Genomic DNA, 23445 nt, shown 5'->3' with positions numbered 1-23445 from the left:
TTTCCGGATAAATCTCCAGCTCAAATGGGGGTAAATGAAGAGGATGGCAAGCGCTGAGTGTCCAACTTCGTGTCATACTCCCCCGCAAAGCAGGGGAATGTCATATCGGCCTACATCAACTCTTCGATCGCTTCGTCGCTGATATCGCCCGGCACCACAGTGACCGGCACAGGCCGTGTGCCACCCAGCGTCCCTACCCCTTCGCGGACCAGTAGATTGACCAACGGGCCGGGATTGCCGCCCGACGCGCCGATGACGATAATCTTGATATCGCGGTCGGCGATCAGCACTTCACGGATGGCATCCTTCATCTGACCGGTCTTGATGATGATTTCCGCCGGGCGTCCGGATTTGACCGCCGCTTCGTCGGACAGGGTGGACAACAGCGTTTCGGCCTCTTCGCGCTGTTCGCGCTCGATTTCATCGCGCACGCCCGCCCACTGGCTATAGTCGGTGGGGGGCAGGACGCGCAGCAAGGTGACCATGCCTTGCGTCACGCGCGCCCGCACCGAGGCATAGCTCAGTGCGGCGCGGAATTCGGCGCTATCGTCGGCGATGACCAGAAACTTTCTCATAGTTTCTGCACCCACTGACGCAGGGCGGCATTGACGATGCTCAGCTTGGCGAAGCTCCAACCGGCACCCGAACCTTCGATTTCACCCAGCAAAGACTGCAACGGTGCCACCTGTGCGGCCTGCGCCTCGGCCCAGGCCTCAAGCCCCTGAGCGTCACGGCGCACGGCGGCCACCACCGACTTCTGTTCGGCATAGATGTCTTCGATCAGGCGGCGGATGGCCATACGGTCCCACGGATCGGCGGAATAAAGCTCGCCCGCTCCGGCGCGCAGACGGTCAAAGCCAAAGCGTTCCCCGGTCGCCAGATAGAGACTCGCCGCTTCGACCACGTCCCCGCCATCGGCCAGATCGACCATGTCGATGGCGCTGGTCCACGACAGCAGGGCTGACACCCGGCGCGACAGGTCCTCGGGCGCCCCGGCACTGATCAGTTTTTGCGCCCGTGTCTCGACGCGCGCCGCTTCGTTGGGGCTGAGCACGCCTTGCGCCGACAGCAGGGTGGCAATACCCGTCTGATAGGCGTTGATCACCTCGGTCAGGGTTTCCGGACGACCGGCGAAACGACGGGCGACGAAATAGACCTGACGGCGCAGGAAGGTGGCGATGGCGTTATAAAGCGCGGTCTGAGCCGCTGCCGGAATCTGCGTATCGAGCGCCGAGACCTCGGCCCACAGGTCATCGGTCCCGAACAGCCGCCGCGCCCCTTCGAACGACAGGGCCAGCGCCCCGGCATCGACCGCCGCCGCCTTTTGCAAACGCAGCGGGAAGCTGGGGCCCAGAATATTGATCATCTCATTGCACAGCACCGTGGCCACGATTTCGCGGTGCAGACGGTGGGCGCGGATGTCATCAATAAAGCCGTGCAGCGGCTTGGGAAAATAGTCGATCAGGGCCTCTTCAAACACCGGATCGTCGATAGCGGTCGTCTCAATGAGGTCGTCGAACAGCACGATCTTGCCATAGGCGAGCACGACCGCCAGTTCCGGACGATAGAGCCCGGCATTTTGCGCCTTGCGCGCCTCCAACTGCGCATTGGTGGGCAGGCCCTCGACCTTGCGGTCCAGCTTGCCGCGCTTTTCGAGCGCCGTCATAAAGGCCTGCATGGACGCATTGTCATTGAGCGCCGTCGATTCCAGAAGGGTCAGGGCCAGGGTTTGGGCATAGTTGTCCTTCAGCACCAGATGCCCGACCTCATTGGTCATTTCAGCTAGCAGTACGTCTCGCGCTTCGATGGTCATGCGACCGGACTGCACCAGACGACCCAGCAGGATCTTGATATTGACCTCGTGGTCTGAACAATCGACACCCGCCGAATTGTCGATAGCGTCGGTATTGAGCTTCACGCCCTGCGCCGCCAGCGCGATGCGACCGGCCTGAGTGATACCCAGATTGGCCCCCTCCCCGATCACCGCAGCACGAATATCGCCGGCATCGACGCGGATAGCGTCATTGGCCTTGTCCCCGACCTCAAGATGCGACTGCGACACCGCCTTGATATAGGTGCCTATGCCGCCGAAATAGAGCAGCTCCGCCGGGGCACGCAGAATGGCCTGCATCAGCTCAAATGGCGTCAGGCTGGTGGCCTGAATATCAAGCGCGGCGCGGATTTCCGGCGTCAGCTCAATCGACTTCAGGCCGCGCGAAAAGACGCCGCCGCCCGCTGAAATCTTCGCCTTGTCATAGTCCTGCCAGCTTGAGCGCGGCAGGGCGAACAGACGCTCACGCTCGGCAAAGGAGGTCGCCGGATCGGGGGTCGGGTCGATGAAGATGTCGCGGTGATCGAAAGCCGCGATCAGCTTCGTCTGCTTCGACAACAACATGCCATTGCCGAAGACGTCGCCTGACATGTCACCCACGCCGACCGTGGTGAAGGCCTCGCTCTGGATGTCCTTGCCGCATTCGCGGAAGTGGCGCTTGACCGCTTCCCACGCGCCGCGCGCCGTGATGCCCATGACCTTGTGGTCGTAACCGACGCTGCCGCCCGACGCGAAGGCGTCATCCAGCCAGAAGCCATAATCGCGCGCCACGCCATTGGCGATGTCGGAGAAGGTCGCCGTGCCCTTGTCCGCCGCCACGACCAGATAGGGGTCCGGCGCGTCCCAGCAGACCACATCCTTCGGCGCGATAATGCCACCCTGGGCATCGAGATTGTCGGTAATATCGAGCAGACCCGACAGATACATCCTGTAGGCCCGCACGGCTTCGGCGCGGATAGCATCAGGCGCGCCACCGGCCGGGAGTTGCTTGGGATAGAAGCCGCCCTTGGAACCGACGGGCACAATGACGGCGTTCTTCACCTGCTGCGCCTTGACGAGACCCAGCACCTCGGTGCGGAAGTCTTCCTTGCGGTCAGACCAGCGCAGGCCCCCGCGTGCGACGGGCCCAAAGCGCAGGTGCACGCCTTCGACCACCGGCGACCAGACGAAGATTTCGCGGTAGGGCTTGGGATCGGGCAGGTCGGCCAGCTCGCGCGAGGCGATCTTGAACGAGATATAGCCCTTTTTCTGGTAGTAGTTGGTGCGCTGAATGGCCCCGATCAGGGTCGCGATGCGCCGCAGGACACGGTCGTGCTCCAGCGAGGTCACGCCTTGCAAGAGCGTATTGATACGCGACAGCGCCGCCTCGACCTCGACCTTGCGCGTGTCGATGGGCGTGTCATTGACGGCGAATTTCAGATCAAACAGATAGACCAAGGCCGCCGCCACATCCGGATAGGCGCGCAGGGCCTGCTGCTGAACGATAGCGCTGGGATCAAGACCGGACTGCCCGCGATATTTGCACAGGGCGCGCAAAAGCGCGGCTTCGCGCCAGCTCAGACCCAGAAGCGTCAGGGCATTGAAGCCGTCGATCTCGGTTTCGCCACGCCACAGCGCCATCAGCGCCCCTTCGAAATCCTCACGGAAATCGGCGAAGGCGGTCGGGTGCGCGGCGGGGAGTTGCACGATAAATTCGTGAATGAAATGGCGCGGCACGTCGGCAGATTCGATGCGGTGACCGAACTCTTCCAGCGTCTTCAGCCCCATGCGCTCCAGCACCGGCAGGATGTCGGACAGCGGAATGGTCGTTTCGGCGCGGTCATAGACTTTCAGCGAGAAGCGATCGCTGACCCCTTGCGGCTGAGAGGCGCGCACGGTGAGCGGGTGCGCCTCATCCAGACCGGCCAGAGTGGCGATATCGGTGACAGCCTCAGCGATGCCATAGCGTTCCTGATAGGCGACGGGGATGGCGCGCGCCCATTTCACATAGTCGGCCTGCGTCTGGCCGGCCTCCAGAGCCGCATCCTCGACGCGCTGCGCCCAGTCGAGCGTCAGATCGGTCACACGGTCTTCGATATCGGCCAGATTGGGGTCCGGATGGCCGCCCGGCGTCACACCGATAATGTAGTGGATGCTCGACAGCGCACCACCCGTCACAAACGGATAGAGCGCGCTGACGCGGCCGCCAAAGCCTTCGGCCAGCAACCGCCCGGCGCGTTCCTGCACCGAAACGCTATAGGTATCGCGCGGCAGATAGAGGAGCACCGAAATGAAGCGGTCAAACGGATCACGGCGCGCAAACAGACGCACGCGCGGCCGGTCGGAAATGTGCAGCACGCCGCGCGTAATACGCAACAGATCGCTTTCCTGAATCTGGAACAGCTCATCGCGCGGATAGGTTTCGAGGATGTTCTTCAGGCGCTTTTCGGCATAGCCGCCATTGTTGAATCCCAGTCGGCGCGACTCGCTCAGGACGTGCTCGCACTTCTTGCGGATGAGCGGCACTTCAAAGGCCGGACGGTCATAGGCGTCCGAAGTGAACAGGCCGACAAAGCGCGTTTCGCCCGACGGTTTGCCGTCGGCGCCGTAATGCTTGATCGAGATATAGTCCATATAGACGCGGCGATGGACGCGCGATTTCAGATTGCCCTTGGCCACGGTGACCGGCTCAGAGCTGGCCAGATGGCTGAGCAGTTCACGGCTGAGGATGGCCGGTTCCGACCCGCGACGCAGAATGGCGCGTTTGTCGCGCAAGACGCCGTATTCTTCCTGCAACAGGTTGAGTGGTTCTTCGGCGACGTAATTGCCGTCGGCGCTGCGCGGATAGACATAGGTGCGCGCCCCCAGAAGGACGAAGTGGTTTTCCGACACCCAGCGCAGGAAGGCCAGTTCTTCCTGCAGCACCGCCGGGTCGATCTGCACCACCGGGTGCAGGCTCAGGGCCTCAAGCGCCGTCATCTCTTCGGCCAGCAAGGCCTGCATACGCGGGAAGTCGTGCACGGCGGCGCGCAGATCATTCAGCGTCGTCTCCACGCCCGACAGGATGGCGGCGTGTTTTTCAGCGGGCTGACGGCCGACAAAGACCAGCATCAGGGATTCGGTGACCGCCCTGCCGCTGCCGCGTTGGCCCGTATCGTCCCGGTTAACGGTAACGACCGGGTGGAACATCGAACGGATGATCAGGCCCTGATCAATCAGCTCACCCATGACGCTTTCAACGATGAACGGGGCGTCGGGCTGAACAATCTCAACGACATCAAAGGCGCTGTTGACCGGGAGGATGGCCTTCAAGGCCCCGGCCCCGTCGCGCACCGCGGCACGGCCCCAGGATTCGGCGAACAGGCGGCCCACGGCTTCGAGGCTCAGTTCGGGCATCTCTTCTGGATCATAGTCTTCCAGGCACTGGGCGAGAAAGCTGCGCGCCGCCTCATCCGCCGGACCCTTGAGCGCGGCGGTGAAGGCCGCCTCTATGCCTGCCCGCGCATCCGCGACAAGGGCGTCAAGTTCGGTCGAAAGGCTGAGGTCGTCCATAAGTTCCATCCACTGCGCTTAATGGCGTAAAGCTAAGGCTCACACCTTATAATGCTAGCGGCCGAAGATGCTGACCGCATCCGGCCGCTGAAAACTCGAGACTGTCTCATATGTGTCAGTGAGATGAGACAGTCTCGAACAGAATGCCACGAGTCATCTTAATGACTCTTGGCATAATAAGTGAATTATCCGCCAAAAGCACAGGCGAAGACAACGGCTTGGGGAAAATAAAGTTTCTAACGAAACGGAATGGGGTCATGCGTTCACCGCCCGCCTGAAAAGGATAAGCCGCTCACCCGGTCTGGCGGGTGAGCGGCTTCTTCGGAGCTACCCTTTATGGGGGGAAGGGTCACCCCGGAAATGGCTGCGCGGCCTATGGGGGGAAGCGACGCAAACCACGACTCATCGCTGAGCTGTTGTGATAGTAACACGCAGGCCTTCAGACCCTAATCAGTCCTGATCGCGCTATTATCACTTCTATGTGAGAGAACTGTGTTCTTTGGTGTTGGTGCGGCGCAACTGAAATACCTTTTGCCAAAGGCCTTCGCGACGCTTTATTCATGGGGTTCGGACACAGGATAACGACATGACTCAGGGAATCGACATCGGCTTTTCCGCCGACGGCCATCAGACGCTTCTACTCAACCGCGCCAACCGTCACGGCATCGTGGCCGGCGCGACGGGTACGGGCAAGACGGTGACGCTTCAGGTGCTGGCACAGGCTTTTTCTGACGCCGGCGTGCCCGTTTTTGCTGCCGATGTGAAGGGCGATCTGTCAGGGATCAGCCTGCCGGGCAATCCGAATGAAAAGCTTTTGGCGCGCGCTCAGGAAATGGGGATCGAGCTTAAGCCCGCCGCCGCCCCGGTCGTCTTCTGGGACCTGTTCGGTCAGAAGGGTCACCCGATCCGCACCACGATTTCGGATATGGGTCCACTGCTGCTGGCGCGCCTGTTTCAGCTCAATGAGGTGCAGGAAGGTGTGCTGAACATCGTCTTTCACGTGGCCGACAAGGAAGGGCTGCTGCTGCTTGACCTTAAGGACCTGCGCGCCATGCTCAACCACGTGGCCGACAATGCCAAGGAAATCAGCGCCCAGTATGGTCAGGTGTCCGCTGCCTCCATTGGTGCCATTCAGCGTCAGGTACTGGCGCTCGAAAGTCAGGGCGGTGAGCAGTTTTTCGGTGAACCGGCGCTGCGCCTCGAAGACCTGATGCGTACCGATATTTCCGGCAAGGGCTATGTCAATGTGCTGGCCGCCGACAAGCTGATCGGCAGCCCCCGCCTCTATTCGACCTTTCTGCTGTGGCTTTTGTCCGAACTGTTCGAAGTCATGCCCGAAGTCGGCGACCCCGAAAAGCCGCGCATGGTCTTCTTCTTCGACGAGGCGCATCTTCTGTTTGACGAAGCGCCCAAACCGTTGCTGGAAAAGATTGAACAGGTGGTGCGCCTGATCCGTTCCAAGGGTGTGGGCATCTATTTCGTCACGCAAAACCCGGCGGATGTGCCCGATTCAGTTTTGGCCCAGCTTGGCAATCGCATCCAGCACGCCCTGCGCGCCTACACGCCCGCTGAACAGAAGGGGCTGAAAGCCGCCGCGCAGTCTTTCCGTCCGAACCCGGCCTTTGACACCATCGAGGCCATTCAGGGTCTGGGCGTCGGGGAGGCGCTGATCTCGGTGCTCGACGAAAAGGCCTCGCCCACCGTCACGGCTAAATCGAAAATCCGCCCGCCCGTCTCGCGGCTGGGGCCTGCGACCGAAGCTGAGCGCGCCGCCATCATCACCAAATCGCCGGTATCGGGCATGTACGACACTCTTCGCGACCGTGAATCGGCGTTTGAGCTGTTGACGGCACGTGCCAAGGCCGAGGAGGGCGAAGCGGCTGAGGTTGAAACGACCCGCGCCGAAAAGAACGAAAAGCCGGAGGTGCATAAACCTTCGGCCACGGAAAAAGCCGTCACCTCGGTCGCCGTCTCCGTTATCCGCACCATCGGCGTGACGCTGGGTCGTGAATTGGTGCGCGGCCTTCTGGGCTCGATGAAAAAGCCCACGCGCGCCACGCGACGGAGATAAGAGAATACCTCGCACGTCCTAGTGTGGGCGTTATGGTTAACGCTTTTTTACCGGTTGCCACGGCAAGAGTGGAGGCATGGTTGCCCCGCTCCTTGCCCTCATAGCCTGGTCGCTGATTGTCCTCGTCTGGCTCTATGCCCGGCGCATACCCGCCATGCTGCAACTGGGTCAGGATTTTCAGGTGTTTGCCGATAAGCGGCACCTGTTTCGCCTGCCCGCCGATGTGCGTGCCGTGGCGGACAACTACACACACCTGACCGAACAGCCGACGCTGTTTTACGCCCTCAGTCTGGGGATACAGGTGTCTGGTCTGGCTGATCAGTTGTTCGTGGTTCTGGCGTGGATCTACGTGCTTTTGCGCATCGTCCACAGTCTGGTGCAGGGCATCGGCAACCACGTCATCCTGCGCTTTTGCGTGTTTGCCGCCAGCACCGGCATACTGGCCTATATGACGCTGCGGGCCATCCGGCTGGTGTTTGATTTTTAATCTATTCCGCCGGAACGATACGCCACAGGCGCAGTTTGTGCTTGACGCGCCCGGCTTCGCGGCCCGCGCGGTCGCCGTGGCCCATATAGAGGTCGGCGCGAATCTTTCCGCGAATGGCCCCACCCGTGTCGAGGGCCGCCACCATGCGGCGATAGGCGGGGAAGGCACCGCTGAGTGAGCCTGCATCGGCATCGACCCAGTATAAATCCCCATAAGGGTGGAAGGACGGGTCAATGGCAATGGCAGCCCCCGGCGGCAGCGGGATCGCTGCCGCGCCCAAGGGTTCCATCTTGGTCATATCCATAGAGAAGAAGGCGTAGCGCGGGTTCTGATTCATCACCTCCTGCGCCACCGGTCCGCGATTATCGGCCAGCCATTGGCGAATAGCCTCGCCGGAGGTTTGTTCCTTCTTCATCAGGCCGCGTTCGGTCAGGGTCTTGGCAATCCCCACAAACGGCAGACCATTATCGGCGGCATAGGCCGCCATGAAGCGCGTACCGTCTTCCAGAGTCAGATAGCCCGAGCCCTGAATCTGCATAAAGAAATAGTCTTCGGGCCGCATGTAATAGGCCGGGCCCGTTACCGGCTGGGCCTCGATTTCGGCGCGCGTGAAATAGGGCACATAAAGCTCACCTGCCCGGCGCGCCGCAAAGCGCTTACCCGCCGGCTGCGGCGGCGTCATCTGCGCCCCATCGACCAGTATCAGATCGGCGGGTTTGGTGCGGACGGGTTGTGAAAACTCGACCGAAGGGGTGGTGGTCGCCGGGTATTCCGGCACGAAATAGGCGGTCAGCAACCCCTCGCCTTCGATGCGTTCAACACGGAAGCGCGTCTCAAGCCACTGCTTGATTTCTTCGGGCTGTTCAAACGCCTGTGCCTTCAGGGCATCGCAAGCTTTGGCATATTGCCGCCCCTGTCGATAGGCGCAGGCCCCACGCACGGCTTCAAGGGCAATAAAGGGGTCGGTCTCCTCCCAACCCGGCAGAACCGACAAACTTTGCGACGGCCGCGACGGCAGAGGCTCAGACGGTGGCGGGGTTGGCACCGGCTGTGGGTCTGTCTGGGGGACAGGCGGTGACGGTACGGGTGACGGGCCCACCGGGGGCATGGGTGTTTCGACGCACGCCACCAGACTCAGCGCCGCCACGGACACGCATCCATAGGCGAGGAAACGCCGCGCGACGCTCAGCACCCCTGCCCTCCCCCTCAGGCTCATGCCTTGGCGGCCTCGACACGGGACAGAATCCACGGATTGGTCGGCGATTTGAGGTTCTTCTGGAAAGTCCAGAATTCCGCCGTGCGACGATGCGCCTTTTTCGGTTCGCCGCCGTCCGGATCGGCCATCTCATAGAGAAGTTCCGACAAGAAGCGCACGCGCACCAGTGCCCGGTCGTCTTTCAGGTCGATCTGATCGAGGTCGGTTTTCGGCGCATCAACAAAGGAAACATTTATGGCCTTCTGCTCGCCGCGCGCCTCTACGGCCTTGGCAAAGACCTCATAGACGCTTTCTGACAGACGATCCTTAAGCCCTTCGATCTCGCCGCGATTGAAAGCCAGCACGATCTGTTCATAGGCTTCGCGCGCCTTTTCAACGAAATTGACCTCGTTGAAATGGGCATCACGCGCCTTCAGCGCGTCAAGGTTAGGCATACGCAAGCGTTCGGGCTGCGCCTTCGGCTCCTGTCCTGGCCGGTTGAACAGGCCTTCCGACTCCTCGCTTTTGGGGACAACGGGTTTGTCTTCGGCCTTGAAGCCGACGCGGCGGCCCAGCACGTTATACAGCTGAAACAGCACGACCACGGCGATCAAGGCCAGAATCAGCAGGTCCCAAGGCATCAAAACGTCTCCGAACAGGGGTACAACAAGGTCTATTCTTCCCTATATAGGCAAAGTTGAGGTAAACGGAACCATTCGTTTGATTGCCAATCGATTTTGTGCGTGCTAGGGCCGTTTTCAACCGGATATTAGATCGGATTTCGTTCAAAGTTGAACGAAAACCCGCTCTAATTTTTTTGTTTGGTCGCGCATTTGATTCCGAAAACCGCTAAGCACTTTTCGGAATGCGCTCTATACGCCCCACGGAGTTTTTAAGTTTAATGGCTGACGATTCGATCCCCGCCGAAAACGGCACCGCCCCGGCCACCGACGCCCAGGGCAGCCCTCTGCCTGCCAATATGCAGGTTCTGGCTCAGTTCATTCGCGATTTCTCTTTCGAAAATCCGCGCGCACCCAATTCGCTGCGCATGGATCAGCGTCCGGAAATCGACATGGGCGTGGAAATGAACGCCAAGGGTCGCCCGGATGGCCTGTTCGAAGTCGATCTGAAGCTGTCGGTCAAGGCGTCGAACCCCGAAGGTCCGATGTTTGCCATCGAGCTGGTCTATGGCGGCCTGTTTCAGTTGGCCAATGTCCCGCAAGCGGCGATCGAGCCGACCCTGCTGGTCGAATGCCCGCGCTACCTCTTCCCGTTCGCCCGCCGCATCATCGCCGACGCGACCTCGGACGGCGGCTTCTTCCCGCCCTTCTTCGTCGAACCCATCGACTTTGCCGCGCTCTATATGCAGCAAAAGGGTCAGATCGGCGAAACCGCGGGTCAGGCATAAAGACCTCACAAAGGTTTTCGCTACGCGAAAACACTTTGTGTTTGGAAATACGGAGAAAAAGACCCTCGGGGCGGCCCGACGGGTCTTTTTCACTTTTTAGTTCAGAAGATTAAGCCGTATAGCCCCACATATTCTGGTCTTTGAGATATTTGAGGCAGAAGGTCTTGTGTGCTTCGGCTTCTTGCTCATGAATATGCGAGGGCAGGGGGCGCGGACGCTGGCCGTGGTTCATCACGCGGATTTCCGTGCCGTCTTCCGACACCATGCCATGCATCTTGAGGTCAAGGCCGCGTTCCTTACCGCCCGACAACTCCAGATAGACGCTGGCCAACAGACGCGCATCGAGCAAGGCGCCATGTTTGTCGCGCTCGGCCAGCGAGATGTTATAGCGCTTACACAGGGCATCCAGCGAATTGGCCATGCCCGGAAACTTGTAGCGCGCCAGCTCCAGCGTATCGACCCAACGGTCGGGATCGGTGGGCATCAGACCCAGCCGCTCCAGCTCCATGTTGATAAAGCCCCGGTCGAACGAGGCGTTGTGCGCGATAATCGGCGCGTCACCGACAAAGTCGATAAAGGCCTGAGCCAGATCAGCAAATTTCGGCTTGTCCGCCACCATCTCATCGGTGATGCCGTGGACACGGATGGCGTCCGGCTCGATCAGCCGTTCGGGGTTGAAATAGTGGTGAAAGGTCTTCCCCGTCGGCAAGAGGTCGTCGATTTCAATGCAGCCGACTTCGATCAGGCGATGGCCTTTTTTGGGGTCAATGCCGGTGGTTTCGGTATCGAGGACGATCTGACGCATGGATGCGATTTGACTCCCATTCGCCGGCCTTGTCCAGAGTCAGGCAGCGTGCAGGGCGCGGATAATCTCACGCACCTGTTGACGATTAGCCCCCAGGTTTTGCGAGGTGTCGATGATGAAATCCGCACGGTGGCGTTTTTCGGCGTCGGGCATCTGACGCGCCAATATATCCGCAAACTTTTCCGCCGTCATGCCGGGACGCGCCATAACGCGGGCGGCCTGAACCTCAGGCGGGGCGGATACGACGACCACCTTGTCTAAGGTGGTTTCCGCGCCGGTTTCAAACAATAGAGGAATATCGCACAGGGTGAGGGGCGTGCCAGCGGCGGCATGATGGGTCAGAAAGGCCTCACGATCCGCGACGGTTGCCGGATGCACCAAAGCATTCAGCCAAGCAAAACCGTCCGGTTTTTGCTTAAGGGCAAGCGATAGCTTGGCGCGATCAACCACGCCCTCTGTCACCACCTCGCCAAAGGCATCGACCAGCGCGGCTTTCAGCGGTTCGGAGGTAGCGTAAAGCCGGTGGACCGTCTCATCGGCATCCCAGACAGGCACGCCTTCGTCGGCGAACATACGGGCTATGGTCGATTTGCCCATGCCGATGGAGCCGGTGAGACCCAGACGGATCACTTTGTCTCACCCAAAAATTCCAGTGCCAGACCGCGCACATCGAAGTCCGCATCCGGGGCCTGACCATAGAAGGCGGCGAACGACGGACGCGCCTGTTCAATCAGCATCATCAGGCCATCGACCGTCTTCAACCCATGCGCCTGGGCCGCCTGCAACCAGTGGGTTTTCAGAGGCCGATAGGTCATGTCCATGGCGGTTGCCGACCGATCGAGCGCGTCAAACAGGGGCAGGGGTCCGCCCGACGCGGCGTTGATCACGGCCACCGAACCGGCAAAAGCGCGGTCGATGTCGCTCAGCGCATAGGCACTGACGCCTTCTTTGAAGGCAAAGACGATCTCTTCGGCGCGCGCCACGGTGCGATTGACGATGCGCACATCGCGGCAGCCCTTATCGAGCAAGGCGGCCACCACGGCGCGCGACGCCCCACCGGCACCGAGAAGCGTGACCGCACCGGCTGTCAAGTCACAGTCTGGTGCCTGTAGATGAAAGGCCTGAATAAGCCCATGGCCGTCTGTGGAATCCGCGTGCACGCTGCCGTCTTCGTCAAAGGTCAGCAGATTGGCCGAACCACAGCGCCGCGCCAGATCGGTGGAGGTGTCGGCCAGCTTCAGCGCCAGTTCCTTGAACGGGGCAGTGATGTTCAAGCCCTTGATACCATTAGTCCGGCACGACAGGATGAGACGCTCAAACGCATGATCGTCCGACGGCGCAAAGGGGGCATAAACACCATTCAGGCCCATATGCCTCAGCCAGGCCGTGTGCAGAAAGGGGGAGAGGGATTGCCGGATCGGCTGGCCGACGACGCCGGCGACTAGGGCCGCGCCTGTGGGGAGGTGTTTCATGCCGGTATAATCTCGTAATGTCTAAGTTGCGCCAGCAGAGGCAGCAAAGGCAGGCCCAGAACGGTGAAATAATCACCCTTGATCGAGTCAAACAGGTGAACGCCGTGTGCTTCGAGCATGTAGCAGCCGACGCTGGACAGGATGTCTTCACCCGCTGTTTCTATATAGTGGGTTATGAAATCCTCACTGAGACGTCGCACGCTTAGGTCCGCCGTATCGGCGTACGACCACAGAAGCTGACCGTTTTGCGCCACCGCCACGGCGGAGTGCAGGTAATGGGTCTTACCCGAAAAACGACGCAGTAAATCAGCTGCGTCGGCGAGTGTTTTTTGTTTAGAAATCAGCTCTTTGTCGAGTTGCAGCACCGAGTCCGCGCCTATGACCAGACCGGCCTGAGCGCGCGACACGTGCAGAGCTTTTTCCTGCGCCAGTTTCAGGGCAACCGCCTTGGGCGTAAAGCCGCGAAACAGGCAGTCGTCCTTGATACGGTCTTCGTCGATATCGGCCGGAATTTTCGTGAAACTCAGGCCGCAATTGGTGAGCAGGGTGGTACGAATCCTGGAACCGGAGGCCAGGATCAGGGGAGGGGGAGCGGATAGGGTCATATGTTTTCGCGGCGAAGCAGCCTTAAGGCCTTATGTAAAACGCGCGGAGCTTTTTCCGATTTGAAACAGACAGTCAACGCATACTTGATTTCTGGCTTGATTTCCGGGGTGCAGGGGTCCGTGACCCCTGCGTCTTAACCCTGAACTCAAAACCTAAATCCCGCCCAGACGCCCGGTGCGTTTTTCATTGAGCAGGCTGATGATGGAAGCCGAGGTTTCTTCGACCGAGCGGCGGGTGACGTCGATCACCGGCCAGCCCTTACGCTCAAACAGACGACGGGCAGCGATGATTTCCTCACGCACGGCTTCGGCGTCGGTATAGGCGGTGGGGCGCTCATCGCCAGTAGTGGTATAGGCCAGAACGCGGGCCTTGCGGATCTGAATCAGGCGATCAGGGGAGGCGATCAGGCCGACGATCAGCGGTTCATTTAGTTCGTCCAGTTCCGGCGGCAGGTCGCGGCCGGGGACGAGGGGGATATTGGCGGCCTTATAGCCGCGATGGGCCAGATAGATGCAGGTCGGCGTCTTTGAGGTGCGCGACACGCCGATCAGGATGATTTCCGCCTGACGCAGCTTGTCGGCCAGAGCGCCGTCATCGTGGGCAATGGCGTAGTTGAGCGCTTCGATGCGGTCGAAATAGTCGCTGTCGAGATTGTGCTGCGCGCCGGATTTTTTGGAAAACTCGGCAGCCCCCAGATAGCGCGAATAGGCCAGAACCACCGAATCGAGTACGCCGATGGTGGGGATGTCGCGTTCTCGACAGAAGGTTTCGAGCTTTTGTCGCAGTTCGGCATCGACCAGGGTGTGCAACACAATGCCCGGATAGGATTCGATCTCGGTCAGGGCGCGATCCATCTGCTTGTCCGAACGGATCAGCACATAGATGTGTTCGATGGGGAAGATGCCTTCGAAGCGCGCCGCGGCCGCCTTGGCCAGAGCATTGAGGGTTTCACCGGTGGAGTCGGACACCAGATGAACGTGAAAATGGATACCGATTTTCGCGCCGGATGTGGTCATGAAATTTATCTGTGCACGCTTTCTGGGGAAAAACGGGGGATGTTTTCCGTCTCTATCGGGATAAACCTTCGCCTTCACCGTGCCAAGCCGGTAGACCGGGGAAAAGGTGAAAAATCAGGCGGATTCGGTCACCGGTTTTCCCCAATCGCGAGCATCGGTGACTCTTTTGTGACGGCTTTGTGTGTAAATCTTAACAAAAAATTAACCGTGTATGGTCGCCACACCCAGCCGTTAGGATTTTCTTAATTAGTGTTAGGATTTGGTTAATTATCCCGGATTCCCACAGGCTGTGAAAGATTAAAAATTCATTAACGTCGCTCTGTGCAAAGGCCGGGAAAACGGCCACCATTTTCCCCCGATGCGACGTTTTTGCGCAGCATCCACGGCCTAACTACCCCTTCTATCTTTCTAAAAATCTTTTAGAGGGATTGAGGGAATACCGTCCGAAGCCTATGGATTGACTCATGACCTCGCACACGCCATCCATAGTTTCGGTCCTTCAGGGACAGACGTTGAAAACGCCCCCTGTCTGGTTCATGCGTCAGGCCGGTCGCCACTTGCCGGAATACCGTGAGCTTCGGGCGACGACGCCAGATTTTCTGAGCTTTTGCCTCAATCCCGAAAAAGCCGCCGAAGCGACGCTGCAACCGGTACGTCGCTATGGTATGGACGGGGCCATCCTGTTTTCCGATATTCTGGTCATCCCTATGGCGCTAGGTCAGGACGTTCGCTTTGAAGCGGGTGAGGGGCCTGTTCTTGGGGACTTACCGCCGGTGGCACAGATGGCTGATTTGGCTGGCTCAGCGGGGGAAGCCTTGAAGGCCGTTGGTGAGACCCTGAAAATCCTGCGTTCGGAACTGCCGAAAGAGGTGACGCTTCTGGGCTTCTGTGGCGGGCCGTGGACGGTGATGACCTATATGCTCAATGGGCGCAAAGCCCATGACCGCTCACTGATCCGCGCCTTTGTCTATGAGCAACCGCAGTTGGTGGCGCAGGTGATGGACGTGGTCATCGAGGCGTCGGCGCAGTATCTGAAGATGCAGGCCGATTGCGGCGCGCAGGTCCTCAAAATCTTTGAAAGCTGGGCCGAAGGCTTCCCCGATCCCTTGTTCGACCAACTGGTGATCGAGCCGCATCAAAGATTGGTGCGGCGTGTGCGCGAACTGGGGATCACCTTGCCTATCATCGGCTTTCCGCGTGGGGCCGAGGCGCGCTGTCTTGACTATGCCGAACAGGTTAAGGTGCAGGGTATGGCACTGGGGACCGCCACGCCGCTGAAACTGGGGCAGGCGATCCAGAAAAAATTGCCGATACAGGGCGCGCTCGATCCGGTCGTTCTGCGTTCCGGTGGCGCCGCGCTGGACGATATGGTGCTGAAAATGAAATCCGCCTGGGGGCAGGGGCCGTATATTTTTAATCTCGGGCATGGCATCTTTCCCGATACCCCCATCGCTCATGTCGAGCGTACGCTACATCTCATAAGAAGCTGATGAAAAAAGTCGCTGTCGTTCTGTTTAATCTCGGCGGGCCCCTGACCCAGGCCGATGTCAAACCGTTTCTCTACAATCTGTTCAGCGACAAATACATCATCGGCCTGCCGTCCCCCTTGCGGCAGATGGTGGCGCGCCTGATTTCATCACGGCGCGAAACCTCGGCTCAGGCCAATTACCGCCTGATGGGAGGCGGGTCGCCCATCGTGAAAGAAACCGAGGCGCAGGCCGACGCCTTGAGCAGCCATCTGTCGAAGACCGTCAAGGATCTGGAGTTCAAGGTCTTTATCGGGATGCGCTACTGGCATCCGTTTATCGAGGATACGGTGAAGGCCGTTGAGGCGTGGCAACCGGATCAGGTGGTGGCCCTGCCGCTCTATCCGCAGTTTTCGACCACCACCACCCTGTCGTCGTTTGTGACCTTCAAAAAGGCCTATAAGGGTGCCGCCCCAGTCAAGTATCTGTGCTGCTACCCGCAAAATCCGGCCTTCGCCAAATCCTATGCCGATCTGATCCGTCAGAAGCTTTCCGGTCTCAGCAACCTCAAGGATTACCGCTTGCTGTTTTCGGCGCATGGCCTGCCGGAAAAGATCATCAAGAAGGGCGACCCGTATCAGGCGCAGGTCGAGGCCAGTGTTGCCGCCATCATGGAACAGGTGGGGATGCAGATTGACCACGTCGTCTGCTACCAAAGCCGGGTCGGGCCGTTGAAATGGATCGGGCCTTCGACCGACGAAACAATTATCGACACGGTCAAAAGCGGGAAATCGCCCGTGGTTGTGCCGGTGGCCTTTGTCTCGGAACATATCGAAACGCTTGTCGAACTTGATATGGAGTATAAACACTTGGCCGACGAGCATGGGGCGAAGGACTATGTCCGTGTGCCGGTGGTTGGTATCGAGCCGCTGTTTATCCGCGCGCTGGGCGACGAGGTGCTGCGGGCTATCGGGTCAGAGGCCCCCATCATGGCCGATTACGCCTGTGACGCCTGCCACGGGCAATGCCCCAAACGAAAGGGCTTTTGAGGATGAACCATTACGACCTGCTGCGTGGCTTGCACATACTGGCCGTCATTGCGTGGATGGCCGGCCTGCTCTATCTGCCGCGCCTGTTCATCAACCATATTGCCAATCGCGATAAGCCGCAGGTCGTCGAGGTTTTGAGCGGTATGGAGCGGCGTCTGCTGCGCTTTATCATGAATCCGGCCATGATCGTTGCCTGGCTGTTCGGAGCCGGGCTGATCTACAGCAATGTGCACGATCGCTTCGGCTGGAAGTTCTTTTACGAGCCGTGGTTTGTGGTGAAGATGATCGGCATTGTGCTGATCACCGGGTATCACCATTTTCTCGCCGTGCGTCTCAAGAAACTCCATCGTGGTGAAGACATTGGTTCGGAAAAGTTCTGGCGCATCGCCAATGAGATTCCGGCCATCATAGCCATTGTCATGGTCATTGCCGTGACCACCGAAATGTTCACGATCTGATTTGAGCCTCTCTCCTGATTGTAGGCTAGGGCTTATCCCTTGACCTTTCGGCGTTTGGGTGTATTGCTCAAAACCATTGCGCGCGCCGAATGGCCTTCAAGTCGCGCATTTCCCGGCCCCACGGTTCTCGTGGTTTCAAGGCCTCCCCCAGTTTCCATACAGCGTTCACGCGCTGGCTTATCAGACAGGCACAGCCTAAGACTTTGACTTTTTTTATAAAGTCATTGTGACAGCGTGCCGTATCAGAGACCCCTCCCATGTCCGAAGACAACGAAATTGAATACGACACCACGCTGGAAGACGCTGCCGAAGACGAAAACAACAGCGACAACGGCGATGACGAGTCAGAAAACCCCAATCAGGAAAAGCTGTCGCTTCAGGAACTGAAGGACAAGTCGCCGGCCGACCTGCTGGCCTTTGCCGAACAGATCGGTGTTGAAAACGCCGCCTCCATGCGAATGCAGGACCTGATGTTTGCGGTTCTGAAAACGCTGGCCGAAGAAGGGGTTGAAATCACTGGCTCTGGCGTTATCGAGGTTCTGCAGGACGGGTTTGGCTTTCTGCGTTCGCCCGAAGCCAACTATCTGCCCGGTCCCGATGACATCTACGTGTCGCCGCAGCAGATTCGCCGCCACGCCCTGCGTACCGGCGACACGGTCGAAGGCCCGATCCGCAGCCCGCGCGAAGGCGAGCGTTACTTCGCCCTGTCGAAGATCAAGACGATCAATTTCGAAGACCCCGAAGCTATACGTCACAAGGTGCATTTTGATAACCTGACGCCGCTCTATCCCGAAGAGCGCCTCAAAATGGAAATCGAAGACCCGACGATCAAAGACCGTTCGGGGCGCATCATCGATATCGTGGCCCCTCTGGGTAAGGGTCAGCGCTGCCTGATCGTCGCCCCGCCGCGCGTCGGTAAGACGGTCATGTTGCAAAACATTGCCAAGTCGATCGCCGCCAACCATCCGGAATGCTACCTGATGGTGTTGCTGATCGACGAACGCCCGGAAGAAGTGACGGACATGCAGCGCACCGTGCGCGGCGAAGTCATCTCCTCGACCTTTGATGAGCCGGCGACACGCCACGTTCAGGTGGCCGAAATGGTCATCGAAAAGGCCAAGCGTCTGGTCGAACACAAACGCGACGTAGTCATCCTCCTCGACTCGATCACCCGTCTCGGCCGTGCCTATAACACGGTCGTGCCGTCATCGGGTAAGGTGCTGACCGGCGGTGTCGATGCCAACGCCTTGCAACGGCCCAAGCGCTTCTTCGGTGCGGCGCGTAATATCGAAGAGGGCGGCTCCCTAACCATTATCGCCACCGCGCTGATCGACACCGGTTCGCGCATGGACGAAGTGATCTTTGAAGAGTTCAAGGGCACGGGTAACTCGGAAATCGTGCTGGACCGTAAGGTCGCTGACAAGCGCGTCTTCCCGGCCATGGACATCCTCAAGTCGGGCACGCGCAAGGAAGACCTGCTGGTCGATAAGTCGGACCTGCAAAAGACTTACGTGCTGCGTCGTATCCTCAACCCGATGGGTGCGCAGGATGCCATCGAGTTCCTGATCGACAAGCTGCGTCAGACCAAGAACAATGGCGAATTCTTCCAGAGCATGAACACCTGATCCTTGCCAAATCAGGCGACACAGGATCATTGTTAATCTATCCGGGCCGGAGCAATCCGGCCCTTTCTTTATCCGCTCTCATTTATCGATGCGAGCCTTGCGGAGACCCGCTATGAAAGTCACCTTCGATATCGAATGCACGCCGCAGGAAGCCCGCGCCTTTTTGGGTCTGCCCAATGTCGAGACGCTGAACGACTATATGGTTGAGCAGATGAAGGCCCGCGTCGAGCAGAATATCCAGTCGATGCAGCCCGAGGAGATCATCAAGACCTGGTCGAGCTTCGGCGTGCAAGCACAGGATCATTTCCTCAAGATGATGCAATCCGCGGCGACCGCCAGCATGGGCGGTTTCAAGGGCGGTAAGTAGGCTCTCGTGTTTCACGTGAAACAGACGATTTTTGCTTTGGCCTCGGCGCAAGGCCGGGCTGGTGTATCGGTCATCCGCGTTTCCGGGCCTCAAGCGGTGCAGGTGGTTGAGGCCTTGCTGGGGCGCTTGCCGCGTCCACGCTGTGCGACGCTCGGTCATCTGCGCTATGACGGCGAGCTGATAGATCAGGCTCTGGTCCTGTGGTTCAAGGGGCCGAACAGTTTTACCGGCGAAGACTGCGCTGAATTTCATATCCACGGCTCACGGGCGGTGCTGGAACGCCTTTATGCGGTGTTTCGCGCCGAGGGCCTGCGCCACGCCGAACCAGGTGAGTTCTCACGGCGGGCCTTTGAAAATGGCAAGCTCGACCTGACTCAGGCCGAGGCCATTTCCGATCTGGTTGAGGCCGAGTCCGAGGCGCAGCGGCGTCAAGCCCTGATGCAGCTTGAAGGTGGCTTCCGTGATCGCTATGCCCAATGGCGCGATGCGCTGATCCGTATTCTGGCCCATATCGAAGCCATCGTCGATTTCCCGGATGAGGACATTCCGGAACACCTCAGCGAACGCATTATTTCGGATGTTATCGCGCTGAAGACTGAGGTAGGGGTGGCGATCACGGATGCGAGACGCGGGCAACAAATCCGCGAAGGCTATCGCATCGCCATTATGGGCAAGCCCAATGCGGGGAAGTCGAGCCTGTTTAACGCCCTGCTACAAACCGATGCGGCCATCGTCACACCGATTGCCGGGACGACGCGCGATGTGATTGAATCTCCCATTCGTATCGGACCCTATGCGGCCTTGATCTATGATACGGCGGGCCTGCGCGAAACCGAGGACGTGGTGGAGTCCGAAGGCATCCGCCGCGCGAAAGCGAGGGGACAATCGGCAGATTTGCGCTTGTGGGTCGTGGATGTGTCGGACGCTCCGGAAGACTTGTCGGCCATGCAGTCGGGGGACTATCTGATCCTCAACAAGACAGATCAAATATCCACGGAATCCCTTGCAGAGCTTCGATCTCAGCATGAGGACAAAAAGGTCCGTCTTCTGGAAACCAGCCTGACCAGAGGTGAGGGGATTGAGACGGTTCAACGCGCTCTGGAGGCCGATCTCGAAGCGGCCCTGTCTCTCAGCACCTTCCCGGCGGCAACACGGGAACGGCATGGCGAGCGTCTGCGGGAGGTCGATGCGGCTTTGGAACGCGCCTTGGGTATCGGTTTCGCTACACCTGAATTGATGGCCGAAGATATTCGCCAGGCGCTATCCGCTTTTGATGCCCTGTTTGGCCGCACAGATGTGGAGCAGGTGCTGGATCATATCTTCTCAAACTTCTGCATTGGCAAATAAAAGTGTTTCACGTGAAACACGGATAACACCAAAATTAACACTTCTCGATTCGACCCGTCCGGCCTGATCTGCTATAGCCAGCCCTCATTCGTTTTCCTGACAGGTTGAAGCTCTATGACCCAGTTTTGGGATGTCATTGTCGTCGGTGGAGGTCATGCGGGCGCCGAAGCCGCGACGGCTGCGGCGCGTATGGGTGCCAAGACCTTGCTGCTGACGCATAAGATCGAAACCCTGGGTGAGATGTCGTGCAACCCGGCCATTGGGGGCTGGGGAAGGGCCATCTGGTGCGCGAAATCGACGCTCTGGATGGTGTCATGGGTCGCATGGCTGATATCGGCGGCATCCAGTTCAAGATGCTCAATCGCTCCAAGGGGCCAGCCGTGCGCGGCCCGCGCGCTCAGATCGACCGCAAGCTCTATCGTGAAGCCATGCTGGCCGAACTGCAAAGCACCGAAAACCTGACGATCATCGCGGCGGCGGTCGAAGACCTGATCCTTGAGGGTGATACGGTCGTTGGCACAGTCGATGCGCAGGGTGTCGAATACCGTTCAAAAGCCGTGGTCCTGACGACAGGCACCTTTTTGCGTGGCATCATCCACATCGGCGAAAAGCGCATGGCGGCCGGGCGATTTGGTGATGAGCCTGCTAATGGTCTGGGGCAGCGTCTCTATGATCTCAAGCTCGATATGGGCCGCCTGAAAACCGGGACGCCGGCGCGGCTGGATGGCAAGACGATTAACTGGGATATTCTGGAAAAGCAGGAAGGCGACGCGGTTCCTACGCCGTTTTCGACCCTGAACGCCGCCATCAACCGGCCGCAAATCACCTGCGGCATCACCTATACCAATGCCGATACGCACCGTATCATTCAGGAGCGGATCACGGAATCGGCGGTCTATGGCGGCCATCTGTCCGGACGCGGACCACGCTATTGTCCCTCCATCGAGGACAAGGTGGTGCGTTTTTCGGATAAGGACAGCCATCAGGTGTTTCTGGAGCCCGAAGGCTACGATGATGACACCGTCTACCCAAACGGTATCTCGACCAGCGTGTCTGAGGCGACGCAGGAAGCCTTTCTGCGTACCATTCGCGGCCTCGAAAATGTGGTCATCAAGCGCTACGCCTACGCCATTGAATACGACTATGTCGATCCGCGTGAGCTCTATCCGACGCTTGAACTGAAGCGCCTGCCGGGTCTGTTTCTAGCGGGGCAGATCAACGGTACGACCGGTTATGAAGAGGCGGGGGCGCAGGGCCTGATGGCGGGCCTGAACGCGGCGGCGCGCGCCGGGGGCCTAAGCCCGCTGGTGCTGGGGCGTGACGAAGCCTATATCGGAGTGATGATCGACGATCTGGTGACCAAGGGCGTCACGGAACCCTATCGCATGTTCACAAGCCGCGCCGAGTTCCGTCTGAAGCTGCGCGCCGACAATGCGGATCAGCGCCTGTCGGATATCGCGTTGAAGATTGGCCTGATGGACGAGCGGCGCAAGGCGCATTGGCTGGAGAAGAAGCAGGCGTTGGCCACGGCGCGTCAGCGCGCAGATGAGCTGAAGTTGACACCCAATGAGGCCAATGCCTTGGGTATCCGCGTCAATGCCGACGGTCAGAAGCGCAACCTGCTGCAACTCCTATCCTACGACACCTGTTCGCGGGATAAGCTGGAAGCGGTATGGCCGGAGCTTAAAGACTGGTCCGACAGCGTGTTCGAGCAGATCGAGATTGACGCCCTCTATTCGGGCTATCTCGGTCGTCAGGCGGCAGAGATCGACGCCTTCCGCAAGGACGAGAATCTCGCCCTGCCTGAAGACCTCGACTATGCCTTGGTCGGCGGGCTGTCCAACGAAGCCAAGGAGAAGCTGAGCCGCGTCAGACCCCTGACGCTCGGTCAGGCGCGTCGCATCGAGGGCATGACTCCGGGCGCGTTGACGGCCCTGTTGTTCCATGTGCGCAACCTGAAAAAGGGTGCGGCCTGATGTCGTCTGCTGATTATGGCGAGTGCAGCCCGAAAAGTGGGGACTGGTTTTCGGACACAACTGCGCGACCGCTACCAATGACCCCTGAGGAGATGGCCGCGCATCTGGTGTTTCACGTGAAACAGGCGGCCATTGATGACCTTACCCGCTTTGGTCAGGTGCTGGCCGAGCGCAATGAGGTGATGAACCTTGTTGGCCCCGCGACGATCCCACATTACTGGTCACGGCACGTCCTCGATTCCGCGCAACTGCTGAACCATGCGCCAGAGGCCAGAAGCTGGGCGGACCTGGGCGCAGGCGCGGGTTTTCCCGGCGTCGTACTGGCCATACTTTTGAAACACCTGTCCACAGATTCAGGCGAAACACCCACAGACCGGCGCGTGTTTCTCATCGACTCTCTGGCCAAGCGCTGTCGCTTTTTAGGCGAAGTTGTGCGAGACTTGGACCTGCCGGCGACGGTGATCAACGACCGGGCCGAGAATGTCTCGCTGAAGGTCGATGTGGTCACCGCCCGCGCCATGGCCCCTCTGCCGAAGCTGATCGGATTTGCCGAAAGCTTTTTCCGCAAAGGGGCCGAGGGCTGGTTGCTGAAAGGCGAAAACGTCGAGGCGGAAATCGCCGACGCGCACAAAAACTGGGCTTTTCAGTCTGAGCTGTTTACGTCCTTGAGCGACCCGCGCGGTCGCGTCCTGCATATTCGGAGTGTCCGTCGTGCCAGATAGTTTCCCCCCGCAC

19 protein-coding genes and 1 pseudogene are annotated in these 23445 nt (G+C 59.3%); 11 read left to right on the top strand and 9 right to left on the bottom strand.

Annotated elements, in window-relative coordinates; translation table 11 throughout:
• Nucleotides 1-110 precede the first annotated feature (110 nt).
• Both EM6_RS08950 and EM6_RS08945 read right to left on the bottom strand, forming a co-directional pair.
• Nucleotides 111-575, bottom strand: a complete 465-nt coding sequence (locus tag EM6_RS08950; protein ID WP_013477695.1) for a universal stress protein — start codon at nucleotides 573-575, stop codon at nucleotides 111-113.
• Nucleotides 572-5362, bottom strand: coding sequence for an NAD-glutamate dehydrogenase (locus EM6_RS08945; RefSeq protein ID WP_126422990.1), 4791 nt, complete (start codon nucleotides 5360-5362; stop codon nucleotides 572-574). The genes EM6_RS08950 and EM6_RS08945 overlap by 4 nt, the downstream gene beginning before the upstream one ends.
• A 586-nt stretch (nucleotides 5363-5948) precedes the next feature.
• Here EM6_RS08945 and EM6_RS08940 point away from each other — a divergent pair.
• Both EM6_RS08940 and EM6_RS08935 read left to right on the top strand, forming a co-directional pair.
• Complete coding sequence (locus EM6_RS08940) at nucleotides 5949-7433, top strand: helicase HerA-like domain-containing protein (RefSeq protein ID WP_126422048.1); 1485 nt, start codon at nucleotides 5949-5951, stop codon at nucleotides 7431-7433.
• Between the two features lie 76 nt (nucleotides 7434-7509).
• On the top strand, nucleotides 7510-7920 hold the full coding sequence (locus EM6_RS08935) for an MAPEG family protein (RefSeq protein ID WP_126422046.1): 411 nt from the start codon (nucleotides 7510-7512) through the stop codon (nucleotides 7918-7920).
• A 1-nt stretch (nucleotide 7921) separates the two neighbouring features.
• Here the strand turns inward: EM6_RS08935 and EM6_RS08930 are convergent, their stop codons facing one another.
• Complete coding sequence (locus EM6_RS08930) at nucleotides 7922-9112, bottom strand: MltA domain-containing protein (RefSeq protein ID WP_232037034.1); 1191 nt, start codon at nucleotides 9110-9112, stop codon at nucleotides 7922-7924.
• Nucleotides 9113-9132: 20 nt separating this feature from the next.
• A complete protein-coding gene (locus EM6_RS08925) occupies nucleotides 9133-9756 on the bottom strand; it encodes a Tim44/TimA family putative adaptor protein (RefSeq protein ID WP_126422042.1) in 624 nt (207 codons plus the stop codon).
• Between the two features lie 260 nt (nucleotides 9757-10016).
• Between EM6_RS08925 and secB the strand changes: the two genes are divergently transcribed.
• Nucleotides 10017-10523, top strand: a complete 507-nt coding sequence (gene secB, locus EM6_RS08920) for a protein-export chaperone SecB (RefSeq protein WP_126422040.1) — start codon at nucleotides 10017-10019, stop codon at nucleotides 10521-10523.
• A gap of 109 nt (nucleotides 10524-10632) precedes the next feature.
• On the opposite strand, the gene dnaQ is transcribed toward secB, so the two are convergent.
• The 5 genes from dnaQ to EM6_RS08895 all read right to left on the bottom strand — a co-directional run bounded on the left by dnaQ (nucleotide 10633) and on the right by EM6_RS08895 (nucleotide 14422).
• Entirely contained in the window at nucleotides 10633-11328 is a 696-nt protein-coding gene (gene dnaQ / locus EM6_RS08915; RefSeq protein WP_126422038.1) for a DNA polymerase III subunit epsilon, read from the bottom strand.
• 39 nt (nucleotides 11329-11367) lie between these two features.
• Nucleotides 11368-11958, bottom strand: a complete 591-nt coding sequence (gene coaE / locus EM6_RS08910) for a dephospho-CoA kinase (protein ID WP_126422036.1) — start codon at nucleotides 11956-11958, stop codon at nucleotides 11368-11370.
• Nucleotides 11955-12800, bottom strand: coding sequence for a shikimate dehydrogenase family protein (locus EM6_RS08905; RefSeq protein WP_126422034.1), 846 nt, complete (start codon nucleotides 12798-12800; stop codon nucleotides 11955-11957). The genes coaE and EM6_RS08905 overlap by 4 nt, the downstream gene beginning before the upstream one ends.
• Nucleotides 12797-13405, bottom strand: coding sequence for a Maf family protein (locus EM6_RS08900; protein ID WP_126422032.1), 609 nt, complete (start codon nucleotides 13403-13405; stop codon nucleotides 12797-12799). Before EM6_RS08900 ends, EM6_RS08905 begins: the two co-directional genes overlap by 4 nt.
• A 153-nt stretch (nucleotides 13406-13558) precedes the next feature.
• Nucleotides 13559-14422 (bottom strand): pyruvate, water dikinase regulatory protein, encoded by an 864-nt coding sequence (locus EM6_RS08895; protein ID WP_126422030.1) that lies wholly within the window; start codon nucleotides 14420-14422, stop codon nucleotides 13559-13561.
• 464 nt (nucleotides 14423-14886) lie between these two features.
• Between EM6_RS08895 and hemE the strand changes: the two genes are divergently transcribed.
• The 8 genes and pseudogenes from hemE (at nucleotide 14887) to rsmG (ending at nucleotide 23432) form a co-directional block, all read left to right on the top strand.
• Entirely contained in the window at nucleotides 14887-15912 is a 1026-nt protein-coding gene (hemE, locus tag EM6_RS08890) for a uroporphyrinogen decarboxylase (RefSeq protein WP_126422028.1), read from the top strand.
• A complete protein-coding gene (gene hemH, locus EM6_RS08885; RefSeq protein WP_420000740.1) occupies nucleotides 15909-16937 on the top strand; it encodes a ferrochelatase in 1029 nt (342 codons plus the stop codon). The genes hemE and hemH overlap by 4 nt, the downstream gene beginning before the upstream one ends.
• A 2-nt stretch (nucleotides 16938-16939) precedes the next feature.
• Complete coding sequence (locus EM6_RS08880; RefSeq protein ID WP_126422024.1) at nucleotides 16940-17395, top strand: CopD family protein; 456 nt, start codon at nucleotides 16940-16942, stop codon at nucleotides 17393-17395.
• 257 nt (nucleotides 17396-17652) lie between these two features.
• Complete coding sequence (gene rho, locus EM6_RS08875) at nucleotides 17653-19020, top strand: transcription termination factor Rho (protein WP_126422023.1); 1368 nt, start codon at nucleotides 17653-17655, stop codon at nucleotides 19018-19020.
• Nucleotides 19021-19132: 112 nt separating this feature from the next.
• Nucleotides 19133-19387 (top strand): DUF6489 family protein, encoded by a 255-nt coding sequence (locus tag EM6_RS08870; RefSeq protein ID WP_013477677.1) that lies wholly within the window; start codon nucleotides 19133-19135, stop codon nucleotides 19385-19387.
• A 15-nt stretch (nucleotides 19388-19402) separates the two neighbouring features.
• On the top strand, nucleotides 19403-20734 hold the full coding sequence (gene mnmE, locus EM6_RS08865; RefSeq protein WP_232037033.1) for a tRNA uridine-5-carboxymethylaminomethyl(34) synthesis GTPase MnmE: 1332 nt from the start codon (nucleotides 19403-19405) through the stop codon (nucleotides 20732-20734).
• 114 nt (nucleotides 20735-20848) lie between these two features.
• Nucleotides 20849-22710, top strand: a pseudogene (gene mnmG, locus EM6_RS08860) (tRNA uridine-5-carboxymethylaminomethyl(34) synthesis enzyme MnmG).
• A gap of 77 nt (nucleotides 22711-22787) precedes the next feature.
• The gene (rsmG, locus tag EM6_RS08855) at nucleotides 22788-23432 is read left to right on the top strand and encodes a 16S rRNA (guanine(527)-N(7))-methyltransferase RsmG (RefSeq protein ID WP_126422988.1); all 645 of its coding nucleotides are present in this window, start codon (nucleotides 22788-22790) and stop codon (nucleotides 23430-23432) included.
• Nucleotides 23433-23445: the final 13 nt, after the last annotated feature.

Source organism: Asticcacaulis excentricus (assembly GCF_003966695.1).
GTDB classification, from domain to species: Bacteria; Pseudomonadota; Alphaproteobacteria; order Caulobacterales; family Caulobacteraceae; genus Asticcacaulis; species Asticcacaulis excentricus_A.
The sequence above is the reverse complement of the archived record's forward strand: the minus strand, read 5'-3'. Positions and strand labels throughout refer to the sequence as shown.